The organism is Paenibacillus sp. Paensp38 (assembly GCF_059491915.1).
Map to the genome: position 1 here is coordinate 1,241,674 of NZ_CP168516.1, position 17,088 is coordinate 1,258,761.

16 protein-coding genes and 1 other annotated feature are annotated in these 17,088 nt (G+C 46.6%); of the genes, 13 read left to right on the forward strand and 3 right to left on the reverse strand.

Annotation, left to right across the window (positions count from 1 at the left end; all coding sequences use genetic code 11):
* Positions 1 to 774 (forward strand): class I SAM-dependent DNA methyltransferase, encoded by a 774-nt coding sequence (locus tag ACEN8J_RS05630; RefSeq protein ID WP_029515374.1) that lies wholly within the window; start codon positions 1 to 3, stop codon positions 772 to 774.
* A 71-nt stretch (positions 775 to 845) separates the two neighbouring features.
* On the opposite strand, the gene ACEN8J_RS05635 is transcribed toward ACEN8J_RS05630, so the two are convergent.
* Positions 846 to 1,235 carry a tautomerase family protein gene (locus tag ACEN8J_RS05635; RefSeq protein WP_165148965.1) on the reverse strand — a complete coding sequence of 130 codons (390 nt, stop codon included), beginning with the start codon at positions 1,233 to 1,235 and terminating at the stop codon, positions 846 to 848.
* 184 nt (positions 1,236 to 1,419) lie between these two features.
* Positions 1,420 to 1,677 (forward strand) — a binding site (T-box leader).
* A 61-nt stretch (positions 1,678 to 1,738) separates the two neighbouring features.
* On the opposite strand from ACEN8J_RS05635, the gene leuS reads away from it, so the two are divergent.
* Positions 1,739 to 4,177: a leucine--tRNA ligase gene (gene leuS, locus ACEN8J_RS05640; RefSeq protein WP_165148967.1), complete on the forward strand. Its 2,439-nt coding sequence runs from the start codon at positions 1,739 to 1,741 to the stop codon at positions 4,175 to 4,177.
* Here leuS and comER read toward each other — a convergent pair.
* A complete protein-coding gene (gene comER, locus ACEN8J_RS05645; RefSeq protein WP_165148970.1) occupies positions 4,158 to 5,003 on the reverse strand; it encodes a late competence protein ComER in 846 nt (281 codons plus the stop codon). The two genes, leuS and comER, sit on opposite strands and share 20 nt — an antisense overlap.
* A 294-nt stretch (positions 5,004 to 5,297) precedes the next feature.
* Here comER and ACEN8J_RS05650 point away from each other — a divergent pair, with 294 nt between their 5' ends.
* From ACEN8J_RS05650 to holA, 8 genes are all read left to right on the forward strand, one after another.
* Positions 5,298 to 5,945: a ComEA family DNA-binding protein gene (locus ACEN8J_RS05650; protein ID WP_165148973.1), complete on the forward strand. Its 648-nt coding sequence runs from the start codon at positions 5,298 to 5,300 to the stop codon at positions 5,943 to 5,945.
* Positions 5,946 to 6,034: 89 nt separating this feature from the next.
* Entirely contained in the window at positions 6,035 to 6,553 is a 519-nt protein-coding gene (locus ACEN8J_RS05655) for a deoxycytidylate deaminase (protein ID WP_069010453.1), read from the forward strand.
* A gap of 178 nt (positions 6,554 to 6,731) precedes the next feature.
* Positions 6,732 to 6,884 (forward strand): hypothetical protein, encoded by a 153-nt coding sequence (locus ACEN8J_RS05660; protein ID WP_238794850.1) that lies wholly within the window; start codon positions 6,732 to 6,734, stop codon positions 6,882 to 6,884.
* Positions 6,814 to 9,387 (forward strand): ComEC/Rec2 family competence protein, encoded by a 2,574-nt coding sequence (locus tag ACEN8J_RS05665; protein ID WP_340887098.1) that lies wholly within the window; start codon positions 6,814 to 6,816, stop codon positions 9,385 to 9,387. Before ACEN8J_RS05660 ends, ACEN8J_RS05665 begins: the two co-directional genes overlap by 71 nt.
* Positions 9,388 to 9,513: 126 nt before the next feature.
* Positions 9,514 to 9,726: a hypothetical protein gene (locus ACEN8J_RS05670; protein ID WP_069010454.1), complete on the forward strand. Its 213-nt coding sequence runs from the start codon at positions 9,514 to 9,516 to the stop codon at positions 9,724 to 9,726.
* A 403-nt stretch (positions 9,727 to 10,129) separates the two neighbouring features.
* A complete protein-coding gene (locus ACEN8J_RS05675) occupies positions 10,130 to 10,678 on the forward strand; it encodes an RNA polymerase sigma factor (protein ID WP_013311184.1) in 549 nt (182 codons plus the stop codon).
* Positions 10,675 to 12,132, forward strand: coding sequence for a zf-HC2 domain-containing protein (locus ACEN8J_RS05680; RefSeq protein ID WP_165148979.1), 1,458 nt, complete (start codon positions 10,675 to 10,677; stop codon positions 12,130 to 12,132). Before ACEN8J_RS05675 ends, ACEN8J_RS05680 begins: the two co-directional genes overlap by 4 nt.
* 213 nt (positions 12,133 to 12,345) lie before the next feature.
* Complete coding sequence (holA, locus tag ACEN8J_RS05685; protein WP_029515366.1) at positions 12,346 to 13,377, forward strand: DNA polymerase III subunit delta; 1,032 nt, start codon at positions 12,346 to 12,348, stop codon at positions 13,375 to 13,377.
* A 143-nt stretch (positions 13,378 to 13,520) separates the two neighbouring features.
* Here the strand turns inward: holA and rpsT are convergent, their stop codons facing one another.
* On the reverse strand, positions 13,521 to 13,793 hold the full coding sequence (rpsT, locus tag ACEN8J_RS05690; protein WP_013311181.1) for a 30S ribosomal protein S20: 273 nt from the start codon (positions 13,791 to 13,793) through the stop codon (positions 13,521 to 13,523).
* Between the two features lie 198 nt (positions 13,794 to 13,991).
* On the opposite strand from rpsT, the gene gpr reads away from it, so the two are divergent.
* The 3 genes from gpr (at position 13,992) to ACEN8J_RS05705 (ending at position 17,019) form a co-directional block, all read left to right on the forward strand.
* Positions 13,992 to 14,993, forward strand: a complete 1,002-nt coding sequence (gene gpr, locus ACEN8J_RS05695) for a GPR endopeptidase (protein ID WP_029515365.1) — start codon at positions 13,992 to 13,994, stop codon at positions 14,991 to 14,993.
* Between the two features lie 222 nt (positions 14,994 to 15,215).
* A complete protein-coding gene (locus ACEN8J_RS05700; protein ID WP_069010456.1) occupies positions 15,216 to 16,475 on the forward strand; it encodes a stage II sporulation protein P in 1,260 nt (419 codons plus the stop codon).
* A gap of 28 nt (positions 16,476 to 16,503) precedes the next feature.
* Positions 16,504 to 17,019, forward strand: coding sequence for a hypothetical protein (locus ACEN8J_RS05705; protein WP_029515363.1), 516 nt, complete (start codon positions 16,504 to 16,506; stop codon positions 17,017 to 17,019).
* Positions 17,020 to 17,088: the final 69 nt, after the last annotated feature.

A 17,088-nucleotide genomic window follows, 5' to 3' on the forward strand; every position in this document is an offset into this window, starting at 1 on the left:
ATGGCTTCTTACCGGAAGTTTGCCTATGTGTATGATGAGCTGATGCAGGACATGCCGTACCCGGACTGGTTGCGCTTTGCACGGCAGGCTTGGGATCAGTACGGGATGCCGCATACAGTGGCCGAGCTGGGCTGCGGAACGGGTTCAATTACGATTCCCCTGGTTAACTCAGGGTTCGAAGTGGCTGGAATCGACTTATCCTCTGACATGCTGGCAGTAGCCCGTCGCAAAATGGAAACCACTCCACAGGGACAGCGATTGTTTCGTGAGGGAAGCGTTCGCTGGATACAGCAGGATATGAGAGAATGGATTTTACCCGAGCCTGTGGATTCTGTAATTTCTTTTTGCGATTGTCTGAATTACTTGTTGGAGGAAGAAGATATCATTTCTACTTTTCGCAGAACGCATGTTGGTCTGAAGCCTGGCGGAACCTTTTTGTTCGATGTGCATCATCCCCAGACGTTTTTACGTTATGATGAAGAGCAGCCTTTCGTACTGGACGAACGCTCTATCTCATATATCTGGACATGTGCGTTGGACACTCCCCGTTGTGAAATTGAGCATCATCTTAGTATCTTTGCGAAAGCAGAACATGAAGGACGCGATCTATACCAGCGTTTCGAGGAAATACATGTACAACGTGCCTATGACCCAGACTGGATGAAGGCAGAATTGTCCAAAGCGGGTTTTCGCGATGTGAAGGTATATGCGGATTTTGAATGGGTAGAAGCAGAAGATGACGCGGCGAGACTGTTTTATGTTGCTGTAAAATAGCAAAGATTCATTGAACGAATATGGGAAAAAAAGACGCTTTTCATGATGACATGAAGGGCGTCTTTTTGCACTTATATATTCACTTTATAGTTCAACTGAAGCTCATCACCCGGTACACCTCGAATGCCCCAGTTCTGTTTGGGTGTTTCAAATATAGTAATCTCAAGATCCTGTGGAGAAATACCCAAAAGATCGTTAATTCTTTGGAATAACAGGCTAATGAGTTGCTTCTTAGCTTCTATCGTTCTGCCTTCAAAGATACTGATTTCAATAATGGTGTACGCCTCAGAGCGACCATCGGCATATATAAAATCTTCCTGATCCATAGGAAAAAAACGATGAAACCTCTTGTCAGGAGGATATTTGAGCGCATCCATCACAGCAGAATGAATCACCTCTGAAAGTTGCTTTTTGATTGGATTTAGAGTCTCTTTTATTCCGTAAATTTTAATCTGTGCCATTTCTCAGCTCACCTTTCTTATCTCAACTCATCTCAATTTGAAGCGATTTAACTCGGAATTATTATAAAACATTCGTATGCATGTGTCATGAACAATTAGTATGGAGAGGGCTCTTAACACCAAAGGTAGTCCTTATTTGACTTTTTTCGCGGTTTTCAATATAATAGTGCCATTATTAACGGTTAAACAATCGCTGATGAGGAATAGTAGCTTTGTCTGGACATGTAGAGAGCCGGCGGGTGGTGCAAGCCGGTTGACAGCACAAAGTGAACTCGCCTCGGAGATATGCGTCCAACGCAGGAACGCCCTATACTGGTGCTTGTATCCTGTTATTAACCCGCATCGGATCACCTCCGTTATCAGGTGCAAAGGGAGTAGAACGCGAAGAACGCTTTCTGCTAACTAGGGTGGTACCACGGGAATATAACCTCTCGTCCCTAGCGCTGACACGCTACGGGATGCAGAGGTTTTTTTGTTGCATACCGTTTGAGGAGGAAAAGACAATGACAGACACACAGCCGAAGCACGGCTATCAACCGCAAAGTATTGAACCAAAATGGCAGAAATATTGGGATGAGAACAAGACGTTCCGCACCGGGGAAGAACCGGGCAAACCGAAGTTTTATGCTTTGGATATGTTTCCGTACCCATCTGGAGCCGGCCTGCATGTAGGCCACCCGGAGGGCTACACAGCTACGGATATTGTTTCACGTTATAAAAGAATGCGCGGCTACAACGTACTGCATCCGATGGGTTGGGACGCCTTCGGTCTGCCTGCGGAGCAGCATGCGCTGGATACAGGGGAGCACCCACGCGAAATTACGGTGAAAAACGTAAATAACTTCCGCCGTCAAATCAAATCGCTCGGCTTCTCCTACGACTGGGATCGTGAAATCAGCACGACGGATCCTGATTATTACAAATGGACACAATGGATCTTCATCCAGCTGTACAAGCGCGGCCTTGCATATGTAGCTGAAGTACCTGTGAACTGGTGCCCAGCGCTGGGAACGGTGCTGGCGAATGAAGAAGTTATTGACGGTAAGAGTGAGCGTGGCGGTCATCCGGTCGTCCGTAAACCAATGCGTCAATGGATGCTGAAAATTACGGAATACGCGGATCGTCTGCTGGATGATCTGGAGGAACTGGATTGGTCTGAGAGTATTAAGGATATGCAACGGAACTGGATCGGTAAGTCTACCGGGGCAGAGGTTCGTTTTCCGATTGAGGGCTATGACGAGCAACTCACAGTATTTACAACTCGCCCAGATACACTGTTCGGCGCAAGCTACTGTGTGCTGGCACCAGAGCAGGAATTGGTGGATATTATCACTACGCCTGAGCAAAAGGATGCTGTACAACAGTACCGTGAACAAGCTGCTCGTAAAAGCGATCTGGAGCGTACGGATCTGGCCAAGGATAAAACAGGCGTATTCACAGGAGCTTATGCAGTGAACCCAGTGAACGGCGAAAAGCTGCCGATCTGGATTGCTGACTATGTACTGGCAGGCTACGGAACTGGAGCGATTATGGCTGTACCTGCTCACGATACGCGTGACTGGGAATTTGCCAAGCAATTCGGATTGAATATCATTGAGGTTGTCCAAGGTGGAGATGTGGCTAATGAGCCATATACTGAGGATGGACCGCACGTGAATTCAGGCCCGCTGAATGGACTTACCAACGAGGAAGCGATTCCGAAGATGATTGAATGGCTGGAAGCCGAGGGCAAAGGACACGGCAAAGTCACCTACCGCCTGCGTGACTGGCTGTTCAGCCGTCAACGCTATTGGGGCGAGCCGATTCCGGTAATTCATCTGGAGGATGGAACGATCAAAACGGTTCCTGAGGACCAACTTCCGCTCGTACTGCCGGAGATGGACAATATTAAGCCTTCAGGTACAGGTGAATCCCCGCTGGCGAACGCAACAGATTGGGTGGAAACCATTGATCCTGAGACAGGTATGAAAGCACGTCGCGAGACGAATACAATGCCGCAATGGGCAGGAAGTTGCTGGTATTACCTGCGCTTTATTGATCCGAAAAATGACAAAGAGCTTGTATCCAAAGAGAAACAACGTGAATGGATGCCTGTTGATTTGTATATTGGCGGAGCTGAACATGCGGTTCTTCACTTGCTGTATGCCCGTTTCTGGCATAAGGTATTGTATGATATCGGCGTAGTGGAAACGAAAGAGCCTTTTTATAAGCTGGTCAACCAGGGTATGATTTTGGGCAACAACAATGAAAAAATGAGTAAATCACGCGGTAATGTCATTAATCCTGATGATATTGTCAATACGTTTGGCGCCGATACGCTGCGTATTTATGAGATGTTTATGGGGCCGCTGGAAGCGACCAAGCCATGGAATGAGAATGGGGTAGAGGGAGCACATCGTTTTCTGTCCCGCGTATGGCGCCTGTTTGTTTCCGAGGATGGTAGCCTGAACGATAAAATTACAAATGACGGCGGTAGCGATGAGTTCAATCGTACTTGGCATAAAACGCTGAAAAAAGTAACTGAAGATCTGGATGCACTGCGCTTCAATACAGCGATCAGCCAGCTGATGATCTTCACCAACGATGCATATAAAGCAGACCTTCTGCCGCGTGCAGCAATGGAAAACTTCGTGCAAATGCTGTCGCCGCTTGCACCCCATCTGGCCGAGGAATTGTGGCAGCTGCTGGGGCACAATGATAGCATTACCTACGCGGCTTGGCCTGCTTATGATGAAGCATGGACGGTGGACGCCGAAGTGGAAATTGTTGTGCAAGTGAATGGTAAAATTGTGCAGCGTGCAACGATTGCCAAGGATCTTGATGCTAAAGCGATGGAAGCATTCGCTGTGGCGTTGGACAATGTTCAGCAGGCACTGGCCGGCAAAACGATCCGCAAGGTAATTGCTGTTCCAGGTAAGCTGGTTAATATTGTTGCCGGTTAATTGGCTTTAATCCGAAGGAGACATCTATCTTTTGCATGTCCTCTTCATATTTGTTGTGCGTTACCTGTATCAGCTCGGGAAAGACACTATGCAGGCTGATGTCCAACAGTGCGAGAGCTTCGGCGGTAATACCTCCGGGAACCGCTACTCTGGCCTGTAACTCGGCTGGTGTCATCCCGCCTTCCGTGAGCAGCTTTCCAGTGCCGATGATCATTTCACCGGCCAGAGCGCATAGCTCCGTACGGTCCATACCTGTAGCTTGAACTGCGGCTTGAATCCACTGGTCCATAAAAAAGGCCAAGAAAGCAGGACCGCAACTCGAAAAATCCGACGTGATCCGAGTATAAGATTCTTTAACCCGAATCGGCCTGCTGATGTGGGACATAAGCTCTTCCAGAAGGAAGCGGTCCTCCTCTGTAATCCGGCTTCCATGGATGCATAGTGAGGCTCCGCTGCCTACTTGGTGGGTGATACTGGGGATAATTTTGGACACTTTAGCTTTCATTGCATGCTCTAAAATACGAATCTGCACCGGGCTTGTGATAGATACGACGATTTGCTCTTCTGTAATGACGTTGCGTATTTCATCCGTTACGGCTTTTGATTCCAGCGGCTTCACACAGATAAACAGAACATCGCTTTCCGCTGCCGTTTCACGGTTGCTTTGGGCTGCATGCAAACCTGGATAACGACGGGCTAGCTCGGTTACCTTGGAATGCGTTCGATTACTTGCTGATATTTGCTGCGGCTTGAGTGCGTTAGAATGAATAAAAGACTCAATTAGCAGACTTCCCATGCTGCCAGTCCCGATAAATCCAACTTTCATTGTTCAACGTCCTCCTTTCATACTTTGCGGTATAGACGCTGTGCTGTCAGCTGTCATTCTTCTTAGTGTATGCGCCTGGTCTTGGCCGACATGACGAATTTTATGTCTGAGCATGTTAGATCGTGCCCGGGGTCGTACCACTTTATTGTAAAAATGCTCTCAGCGAGACCGTATGGAGGTTGTTTACACCCTCCGGCTAAACGGGAATTGGACAGACTTGCTCTGTTTGATAGAGGCGGTGTTTTCAGTCGGCTCAATTTCTCGAATCCATGTGGAGTAGGGGACGATACGGAAATGAAACGCGTATGGACAGGAACAGCGATAACGCTTGCTGTAATCGGCAGTGGACTTATTTTATTTGCCGGAGGACAGCGTTCTGAGCCGCAAGAAGAGTGGACTTTACTTAACCATAAGGTGGAGCAGGCTGTGGCGATGGATTCAGAGCCAAATGAGTCGCAGCGCAGCAGTGACTTTGCCCAGGAAAAGCCTGCTGTAAAAGAACCTTCAGACAAAGCTGAGCGTAGTAGGATTGCTGAAACCGCTGATAAAGTGATACGCGATACTGTGCAGATTTCTACTGGTGCATCTGCTGCTGTGAGCGAAAACTCTATTGCGGGAAATTCGAATACCGAGAAGCAGTCAGGTGTTGCAGATCCAAGCTCAGACACAGGTATTGTCAGTTCGAGTGGTGCAACGACGAGTAGGACCAATACGGTAAGTGATTCGGTTACTACACCCGTTTCCGGCGAAAAAAAGGTAAACATCAACACGGCGACTGCTGCTGAGTTAATGGAGCTACCAGGGGTTGGGGCTAAAAAAGCCGAGGCTATTTTAAACTATCGTAATCAACATGGGGTGTTCAAACGTGTGAACGATTTGGATCATGTAAAGGGAATCGGAGCTAAAATGTTGGCGAAAATGAAGCCGTATGTCAGCTTGTAACTTATATAAGAATTACAATCTACAGGCTCTGAGAACGGCAATAGCGGAAATGTTTTACGTTTTAACTTGTTTATACGGGAGAGATGGAAATGAGTGCAGATGTACGCAAGGACTGGGACACCTACTTCATGGATATCGCTTATATGGTATCCACCCGTTCGCGCTGCGCGCGGCGTCATGTTGGAGCCGTACTTGTACAAGGTAAAAAGCTCTTGGGGACGGCCTATAATGGAGCACCATCGGGGGTGCCTGACTGTTCAGAGGCAGGTTGTATGATTTCAGAGGAGTATGAGGTCGTTCACCGTGATGGGCACGAGGAAATGGTTAAAAAGCAGCGTTGTATTCGCACTATTCATGCAGAGCAGAACCTGCTGCTGTTTACTGACCGAATTGATCGTGAAGGCTCTTCAGTATATGTCACCGACCAGCCATGCTGGACGTGTGCCAATATGTTGGCGAACAGCGGTATTGTGGAGATTGTATACCACCGACCTTATCCCAAAGATGCCGACAAGGTTCGTGCTATGATGGAGGAAAAGGGCATCGCTTTTCGCATGCTGAAGACCTATCATCCACCAAAAGAAACGCTGATGGATGTTATGAATTAAAAAGTAAACGAGGAAGAACCTCTGACGAATGCTATTTTGTCAGAGGTTCTTTTTGTTTTGTGTTTTTAAACAGAAAGCAATGTTTGCTACCGGAAGGTGATCGTATTCAAGCTAAGCTTGTGTTAACTAGACCTATATTGACCCTTACTGTTTGTTGGATTACAGGAAGTGCAGGAGCATGTCTGTATTCTGGACGTATGCTTTTGTTACTCTGGGCGGGGATTACTCTGATCTTTCCGCTTATAGCTTTATTGATGAAAATCCCCATCCGGCATATGGTGTTACTTTGGCTTGTATTCAGCGGAGGTGGATTTCATTGGTTTTGGCATGATATGCATAATGTTAGCAGTATTCCCGATGCTCTTCATGTATCGTCATCTATGGTGGAAGACATGCCTGTTCAAGCAGCAGGGTTTATCGCTTCTGAAGTGCAGGTAGATGGTGATCGAACACAGTTTGAGATGAGAGTTACTTCAATCAATCACTTCGGAAATCATTCGAACAAGGACGAGAATCGTGCACCAATTTCTGAACAGGTCATTGTTCATATCAAGTTGGCTGCCAAGCAGGAACAGCAACTTGCGGCAGCATGGCAACGTGGAGATGCGATCCTACTGCGTGGCACCTTAAAGGCTCCTGCAAAAGCGGGGAACTTTGGTGGCTTTGATTACAGTGAATACCTGCACACACAGGAAATCCACTGGTTTTTCAAAGGCGATGGGGCAGCCTCGTTACAGAAGCAGGATGCTTCACTATGGAACCGCTACACTTTGTTCAGGTGGAATGACCAGCTTAGGGAGCAGCTAGGACAGAGAATGGAACTGGCATTTACATCGCTTCATCACGCAGGATATATGAAAGGACTGGTACTTGGGGTAACAGATGAGTTGGACCCAGCAACCTATAACGAGTTTACGCAGCTTGGTTTAACGCATATTTTAGCAATATCGGGCATGCATGTGGCGGTATATGCAGCTACACTATTATATCTACTCAGGCTGTTACGAGTTAGCCGCGAGACATCTCTTACGGTCGTGATGATACTCATTCCGGCTTATGTCCTGCTGACTGGTGCTTCTGCCTCTGTTGTGAGGGCAGGAATTATGGCGATGATCGGCTTGTTTGCAGCCCGACGAGGGTTGCTCAAAGACGGACTTAATATTCTAAGTATATCCGCGCTGCTCATGCTGATTTGGAATCCATATTATCTACTTAGCGTCAGCTTTCAGCTTTCCTTTTTGGTGACAGGTGGGTTGCTCATTTATATGCCGCTTATGAAGCCGTTTTTCGCCAAATGGCCTTTCCTGATCGGCGGTGAAGTTGCGATTACAATTACGGCACAGCTTGTTTCGTTTCCAATGACGGTATTCTACTTTAATCAATTTTCGCTGCTATCATTTGCGGCCAATTTTGTGCTTGTACCTCTTATTACATATATCGTGCTTCCATTGGGTACGGTGGCGATGGGAGTTGCCTTTTTGTGGGGGGATGGGGCTCGCATTTTTGCTTGGCCGGCAGAGCAATTGAACGATTTGACCTTTTTACTAGTAAAATGGCTGAATGTGGATGATGCTTATGTGAGTATTTGGCCGTCTTCCTCCATTCTGTGGGTCATAGCGTATTACGTAGCTTTGTACAGTGTTTTGTACTGGCTCACAACATGGCTGACATCCCGCAGAAAAACGAACGACATTACCGTCTTGGACTCTACTCCCAATTCATCAACTATCTATACAGGATTAGCAGCTTCTTCAGAGTGGGCGGCTATATTGCATACGGCTCTTGAACCTGAGGGAGCAGGGAGATTTGCGCGTCGACAGTGGAATGGTTATCGTCATTTGGCACTGGCTCTAAGTGTTATTGCTTGGCTTGGAATATTGTATACAGGTTACCAATCTCCTGGTGAGGGGAATACGGGAATTGTTCAATATCTGGATGTGGGCCAAGGTGACAGCATTTTAATCACAACGCCGGGCGGGAAACATATCTTGGTTGATGGCGGGGGAACAATGGACTTTGCAACAGGGAAAAATGCTTGGCGCAAGCGTGCAGATCCCTACGAGGTAGGTAAAGATACGCTTGTACCCTTACTAAAGCAACGAGGTGTGCATCGACTAGATGCTGTCATTTTAACACACGGAGATCATGATCATGCCGGAGGATTACAAGCTGTGCTTGACCAGATTCCCGTATCTACCTTGTTTTTTAATGGTACCCTGACAGATAAAGCTCCATTCCGTAAGCTGTTGAACACGGCTTTAGATAAGCAGATCAAGCTGTACGGGGCACATCATAGCATGGAATGGGAACCAGACCAGGCTACGAAAATCCGCTTTCTCTATCCGTTTACGCTACCGGATAACGAATCTGAACAGCTGCCTGTTATGAAGGAACAAAATCATTACTCTGTTGCCATGATATTGGAGATGGAGGGAGCCTCCTTTTTGTTCACAGGAGATATGGATGATGCAGCAGAGTCATTGTTGCTTGCTGAATTAACCCCTTCTTCATTCCGTTTGAAAGATGAGGGAGCAACGGGAGGGGCAAGGAATGCTATAGATGTCATGAAAATAGCACATCACGGCAGCAAGTATTCTACCTCGGAAGAGTGGTTATCCTACTGGCGACCGAGAGTATCTGTCATTTCGGTCGGTGCGACCAATACTTACGGACATCCGAATGAAGCGGTATTGGAACGTTTGTCAGCAGTTGATTCTGCTATATATCGAACCGATACGATGGGAGAGATACAGATTCGAGCACAGCAAGGAAAACTGAGTGTGCGGTACCAACGCAAACAGTACAAAACAGATACGAATACAACAACACACTAAAACGGGTGCTCACTCTTAGGAGTGTGTTGTTTGCTTTGAATCCAATCTACATGGACAGTAGCTGTAAGCTTTGATAGAATCAAATGAGTTATGAAAATGAGAATCATTATTAATAGGGGAAATATTGTGAGTTATTTTAAATTTAGAGCTTCAGCTTGTTTGTTCATCATTTCGTTAATGCTGGTATTGAGCGCAATGCTACAAGTGGGGGTGAGACTGCAACGGAAAGCGGTCAATCGGCTGCTGCCAAGACCACATCAACTGGAGATGAAGCTGCCACGCGTACATATGAAAGTGATAAAGGTACAATTACTCTTCTTATTTAATGTTGGGTATTAGAGGTGATGGAGCAGCCAAGGAAAAGATATTTTATCTAAAAGCGTGTGAAGAACCTTTCTGCCGTTAAATCAGGTAAAGTATATCAATACTCAATCGAAGATTTTTATTTTCAAGATCCGATTGCTCTGACTTATCAATTAGAATGCATATCGGATTTTTTGATTTCCAAGAAGTAACAATATGATCTTGCAGCTCGATAGGCTAGCATTTAGATGTAGTAGGAGCTAAGGGAAGGTGACTACCTTCCCTTTTTCTGTTATTCTAAGGGAGGATACGCTGGGGATTCTGGGCTTTTTGGTATAATTTTTTTTGTTGAAAAAATAAAATTAGTGTCAGACGTCTATCCTGCAACAATTTGTAAAAGGGATACGTCTGTAATATTGCAGGGAGAGGGGGATCCTTTGTGGTAGAGCAGGGACTCATTCGAGCCGCTCAATCGGGCGATCGCGACGCTCTCATTACCCTATTAAGAGAGATAGAACAGCATGTGTACCGTACGGCATATTACATTCTAAACAATGAGCAGGACGCCATGGATGCTTCACAAGAAGCCCTCATACGGATCTATTCCAAAATTAACTCTTATGAGGAAAAAGCGCAGTTTAAAACCTGGGTCCAACGCATTGTAACGAATATATGCATCGACAAATTCAGAAGAACGAAGCCCTCGGTTTCCATTGACGAGCACGACATGATATTCAACGATCCCCAAAATGTGGAGGTCGAGGTGTTGACCTCTTACATGGCACAGGATGTTCGTGAGGCTATACAACAGCTTCCGGAGCACCACCGGACGGTAATTGTCTTAAGATATTTGCAGGATTTCTCCTATAACGAGATTGCAGATTCTCTGGATTTGCCGCTAAATACGGTCAAGTCATACTTATATCGTGCAAGACAGCAATTGCAAGGGCTACTTCAGGAATATCAGAAAGGTGGTGTATCAGGATGAAGTGTGGGGAAGAGGTGATGGATTGGATGCAGCGTTATGTGGATCATGAGCTGGGCGAAGAAGAGACGTCCCAATTAATGAACCATATTGCGACTTGCCCGGACTGTGCGGAAAAATTTCTTATTCTTCAGACACTCTCTCGCGAGCTGGAGGAATTGCCTGCGGTTTCCCCGGCGTTCAGCCTGGTGGATTCCATCCTGCCTCAGCTTGATGCCATTGACCGCGCACGTGAAGAGCAGGGAAGTGCGCTTCAGGAAATGCAGCCTGTGGCTGTAGAGCCTGGACCAGTGCCTAGACAACGTACCCAGCCTATACCTTGGTGGAATCGAATGGCTGGGCGCGCTGCTATAGGCGTGGCTGCCGCTGCTGTTGTACTGGGGATTGTAGTATTTAACTTCGAGCCTAAAACAGTACAAGATGCGGAAGGCATACTTACTACCCAGTCGCCCGAAGTGACGAATCCGCAGAATCAGACGGAAACTCTTCCAGGTACAGCCAATGGCAGTGGAGGACATGATACAGCCATTGGTTCGGATTCTACAAAGCAGCCGTCAGAGCAGGGGCAAGAAACGGATGCATCTCAGCCACCTGCGGATAAAGATCCTGGCCTGAGCAAACAAGGTGCAACTAATGCAGACGATGAAAAGAACTCTTCCAAACGGGATGCTGGGGAACGTGACGATCAGCGAGCTGGGGAGGAAGATTCGACGAAGTCTGCACAAGCCGAACATTCTTCTCGTCAGGATGAAGGGCATGGACAGCTACGTACGGATCGTCAGGTGACAAAGGAAAATCCGTCTGCTGGAGATGCTCCTAAATCTGAGGACAAACAGCTAAGTCAGGAAAAATCTGATCAATCCACGATTGCTCCTGATGAACAGTTGGAACCGAAAATGGAAAAAGCACCCCTAGCGGGTACTGCTCAGGACGATAATAATGGTAACACAAGTACGAATGATTCATCTTCGTCGCTTAGTCAGGATTTGAAGGTACAGGATCGAATTGCGTCAAATGAAGCGTCGAAAGAAGCGACTTCCAGAAGCATCACCAAGGATTCGGGCAATGCCTTGGGAACGGATAGCAGCAATGCAGCTTCTAATGATCAGCAATCATCCGTGTCACAAGACCCGGTTCGTAAAGAAGGCTTTGTATCTAATTCACTGGTCTCTCCGGACAACAATAATGCCTCCAACTATAGTGCCCAATCTGTCTCTACAGATCAGCTCAACTCGCCTGATGGTAGCTATGCGGTGGCTATTGAGGGCAAAAAGCTGAAAGTGTATAAGCTTTCCGATAACGGTGTAGACCGAACAACACTGGAAGTCCGTACTCTAAAAGGTGCCTGGGTCAAAGGAAGCTGGTCGGAAGACAGCCAGACCTTTATGTATGAGACGGAGCAGGATGGGACTGCAAGTAAATATACGTACACCGTTCCGCGCAGCACTGGAAAATAGTTTCCCGAAGTTGACACACTTTTAAAAACAGGGAATAAACTATATGAACCGACGTCGTATCCCGACGGCCGAAAGTTTCTAGAGCTTTCTGCTGCCGTGTTGATATAGATGGTGGTGAAGGGATCCTGCCTATAGGTAGGGTCCCTTCGTTTGTGTCATGACTTGCCTTCCGCTCGGATGTCAGGTACGATCAGTGGGTGGGGGGAACGGAAAATGGATGTAAAAACAGCCTCTAAGGCTATTCGCAAAGGCGACATTTCGCCAGTGTATTTGCTATACGGTAGTGAAAAATACCAAATGAAGCAGTTTGTTGAGATGCTTAAAGAGAAAGTGGTGGAAGAGGAGCATCGTGACTTCGCCATCATTCCTTATGATTTAACCGAAACGCCAATTGAGGTGGTTGTGGAGGAGGCGGAAACAGCGCCTTTTCTGGTACCAAAGAAGCTGATTATTGTACGGGATACCAGTGTATTTGCAGCAGGCAAAGATAGCGGTAAGATAGAGCACCGGCTTGAGACGCTGTTGACTTATATGGATAACCCGACTGACTATAGCGTCATCGTTTTTACGGTTCAGGCTGAAAAGTTGGATGAACGGAAAAAGATTGTCAAAAAGCTAAAAAGTGATGCTTCGGTTATTGCCTTTGCTCCAATGGGTGGAGATGATCTTGTGGCTTGGATCCATAAGCGTGCAGGAGAAAGAGAAGTGCAATTGGCTGCAGGAGCTGCTGAAAGCCTCATTCAATTCACAGGTACTGGGCTGCAATCCTTGGCTGCCGAGATAGACAAGCTGTGTTTATACGCAGGAGCACAGGGAACGATTTCATCCGCTGATATTGAATCCCTGGTGCCTCGTAACACAGAGCAAAACGTATTTGCGATGGTTGAGGATCTGGCTAATTTGCGGCTGGATAAGGCGCTCAGTATTTTTTATGAGTTGCTTAAGCAAAAAGAGGAACCGATCAAGATTGCCGCTTTGATCACGCGACAGTTCCGTATTATGTTGCAGGTCAAAGAACTGGCAGGTCAAAGCTATTCCCAGCAACAAATTGCGAGTCAGCTTAGTTTGCATCCTTATGGGGTGAAAGTTGCGGGGGACCAAGCGCGGAGGTTCCGCCCTGAGCAGCTACGTCAGCTTCTCTACGAATTGGGCGAGCTGGATTATCATATGAAAACAGGTGTCGTTGACAAGGTACTGGGACTGGAGCTATTTTTGATGAAAATGGGTGCGGGGGCTTCGATCTAATTCCACTCATGTGCTGCTAATAGAGTCAGCTTATGTAGCGCAGAATGCTGATGCTGTAAACGAATAAAAGTTATAAACTAAAAAAACCTGATCAGCCAAGGCTGGTCAGGTTTTTTTCATTAACGTATGAAAGTAGCTCTTGCTTACGCTTGAGCTGTAAGAGCGTTAAGTTTTTTCGCCAAGCGAGATTTCTTGCGAGCAGCTGCATTTTTGTGGATCAGACCTTTAGTTACAGCCTTGTCCAGCTTTTGGGAAGCTACTTTGAAAGCAGCAGCAGCAGTTTCAGCTTCGTTACCTACCAACGCTGTATCGGCAGCTTTTACTGCTGTACGAAGCGCGGATTTTTGGGAAGCGTTCAACGCACGGCGTTTGTCGCTAGTTTTAACGCGTTTGATAGCGGATTTGATGTTTGGCATTACATTCACCTCCTGTAAAGGCATTACTTATGAACACAAACGTTTCACAACTTAAAATATTTTAGCATGCCACACCTCAAATTGCAATAAGAAAACATTCTGAGGCGATGCGAATTACAGGATGAAAATGGATGTGCATAAACCTGTTGGGTGTCTCGCACACTATAGTCAAAGATGGCATCCAAGGAGGCTCAAAAGATGGATCTGGATTTGCAGAAGTACGCGGTACGCACGGATTTGGCATTAGAGGCAAGAGAATTGGCCGAACGGGATCAGCCTGTACCTCTGGCGGGCATCAGTGAGAACGTGGAGGAAGATGACGGAATCAAAATCACACGGCTGGATGTACTGAATGAAGAAGGAGCCAACCGTATTGGGCGGGTACAAGGGCATTACGTCACACTGGAAGTACCCGGCTTGCGTGAAGGCGATACGGGGCTCCAGCAACGTGTAGCTATTGCATTTGCAAAAGAAATGGAGCATTTTATACAAAAAATAGGGATTTCTAATACGGCAAAGGTACTGGTGGTAGGTCTGGGCAACTGGAACGTCACTCCCGATTCACTGGGTCCGCTTGTCGTTGAGAATTTGATGGTGACTCGTCAATTTTTTGAACTGACACCTGATCAAATCAACCCGGGCTATCGGGATGTGAGCGCAATTGCGCCGGGCGTCCTGGGTATTACGGGGATTGAGTCCAGTGAAATCGTTCAAGGCATCGTGGATCGCACAAAGCCAGAACTGATTATTGCCATTGACGCACTGGCGTCACGTTCACTGGAGCGTGTCAATACGACCATTCAGGTGGCCGATATCGGGATACATCCGGGTTCAGGTATTGGCAACAAGCGGCGCGGTATCACCAAGGATATTATGGGTGTTCCGTGTATCGCTATCGGCGTTCCAACGGTATGCTACGCTTCGACCATTGTCAATAACGTAATTGAACTGATGAAAACACATTTTACCAAAGAAAAGGCTTCTACAAAAGCAATCCTGGGGATGCTGGACGATATTTCAGAACCTGAGAGACTTGGGCTGGTGAGAGAGGTACTGCAACCGCTGGGACATGATCTGATTGTGACTCCTAAAGAAATTGATGAATTTATTGAAGATATCGCGAACATCATTGCTACTGGATTGAACGCTGCTCTGCACGAAGCTGTGGATCCTGGCAATGTCGCCGCATATACGCATTAATCAAGGGTTGATAAAATCGTATTTCCCACAAAAGTCTCTATTTAACAGGAATCTAATCTCTTTCAAAAAGGGAGGTGATATACCTGTGGTAGAGATTTTTTGTGTTCTAGTAATTGTTCTCCGTTCATAGAGTTGAAATATAAGAGATTTCCGCAGCAGATAGGAACCCTATGTTCCAAGTATAAAGCGGGTTTCGACGGGACGAAGGAGGACAAGGCTCACATGAAAAAAATTCAGACCTGGAACGTCGGAAGATGGAGAAGAAAAGGGATCGAAATTTTGGCGATGGGACATACGCTTGTGCTGCTGATCATGGGCTCGGCGCTTTTATTTGTCATTTTGGGGCTAGGGGGATTGGCAGAAAATCGTCTACAAACATCTCCTGTTTCTTCGATGAAAGGATTGGCAGGCTCGGTGTCCAGCGGTTTTTTTGCGGATATGCTAGGTATGGAAGTACCTCATTTGGCACAAAAGAAGCAGCAATCTTCGTTGTCGGGTGAACAATGGTCGCCTTTTGTTTTTCAGATGCTTACAGGCATTAATCCGCAGGATCCCAAAAGTCTCATTTCTCGTGAGATTCCTGGCATGTCTGCAGGAGCACCTGTCTTGCTGCGCAAGGGTTCGGGGAACATCAAGGTAGAGGGTCCTACGGATTATCAGCCCGATCAGGGAACGACGGATGCTCCTGGTGGCTCAGATGCATCTGAGAACCCACCGACTAACACGCCGAATATTCCGACAACGCCGGAAACAGATCCGGTACGTGAGGATCATCCAGGTGATACGGCCAAAGGGGACAAGCGCATATTAATCTACCATTCTCATCCCAGAGAAGCATATAACCCACTACTCAGCAAAACTAGTTCCAATCCCAATTCAGGTTCTAAATCAGCGAATGTGTCAAGGGTAGGGGACTTTGTAAAGAAGAGGCTGGAAAAGCAAGGGATATCCACACTGCATATAAACAAGGATTATGCTACTACAGTTCAAAATTACAATTGGAACTATTCCTATAAATATTCACGCGAAACGGTTAAGGAAGCTTTAGCTGGAAATAAAGGTTTAACTTATTTGCTTGATATCCATCGGGATTCACAACGTCATGGAAAAACAACAGCAACCATTAATGGACTTTCTTATGCCAAGGTGTATTTTATTATCGGACATGACAACAAAAATTGGCGCGAAAATGAAGCTTTTGCTGCTCGTATTCATGAAAAGCTGGAAAAATCGTATCATGGCGTATCACGTGGTGTATGGGGGAAAGATGGTGGCAAAGGCAACAACGGTGAATACAATCAAAGCTTGTCTTCGCATAGCATTTTAATTGAAATCGGGGGTATTGATAACACCGAGGAGGAGTTGAAACGGACCTCGGACGTTTTGGCGGACATGATCGGTGAAGTGTATTGGGAAGATCAGAAAGCTCAGAAAGCGGGCACTAATGTATCGGATACAAAAAAGAGCAACAGCGATAATTAAATGAGGTAGCAGTAAGGGGGGGAAGGTAATGTCTGGACATTTTCGTAAGAAAGCACTTGGATTTGTACTGCTTATGGGGGCAGGTATTCTTCTTGGTATGCAACTGGCAGGATCTGGTCTGCGTTCAGTGTATGGGCCGGAATGGAACGGAGGGAATACGATTCAATCGGTAAATCAACAGAAAGTTGGATATGAACAGACGATTATTGAGGACACACCCGCAGCTAACACTCGTGCATATAGCGGTACGTATAGCACAAGTGGAGAAGTTAAGGTTGAGCCGAAAACGGAAGCGGGTATAAATGAAGCTGGTGGAAGGGAAGAAAATGAGGAACAGACGCAGCTCGGAGCATCCAGATGGTATTCGACGACTGCGCAACATGTCAATACTCAGGGTCTGGAGACACCGCGTGAACTGCTAGCCGTCAAGGGACAGCAAGCCTCGGTGGATACTATGGCGGACAAAACAGCTGGGTTGCTTCAAAACCTGTCGAGACAGGGCATTCGATGGGTCGTATCTGTATTTGATGGAGTAACAGAATAGAAATATTGCTGACCCCCCTTACAACTGCTATAATAAGCTGATTGACACTAGGCATTGTGTGGGGGTAAG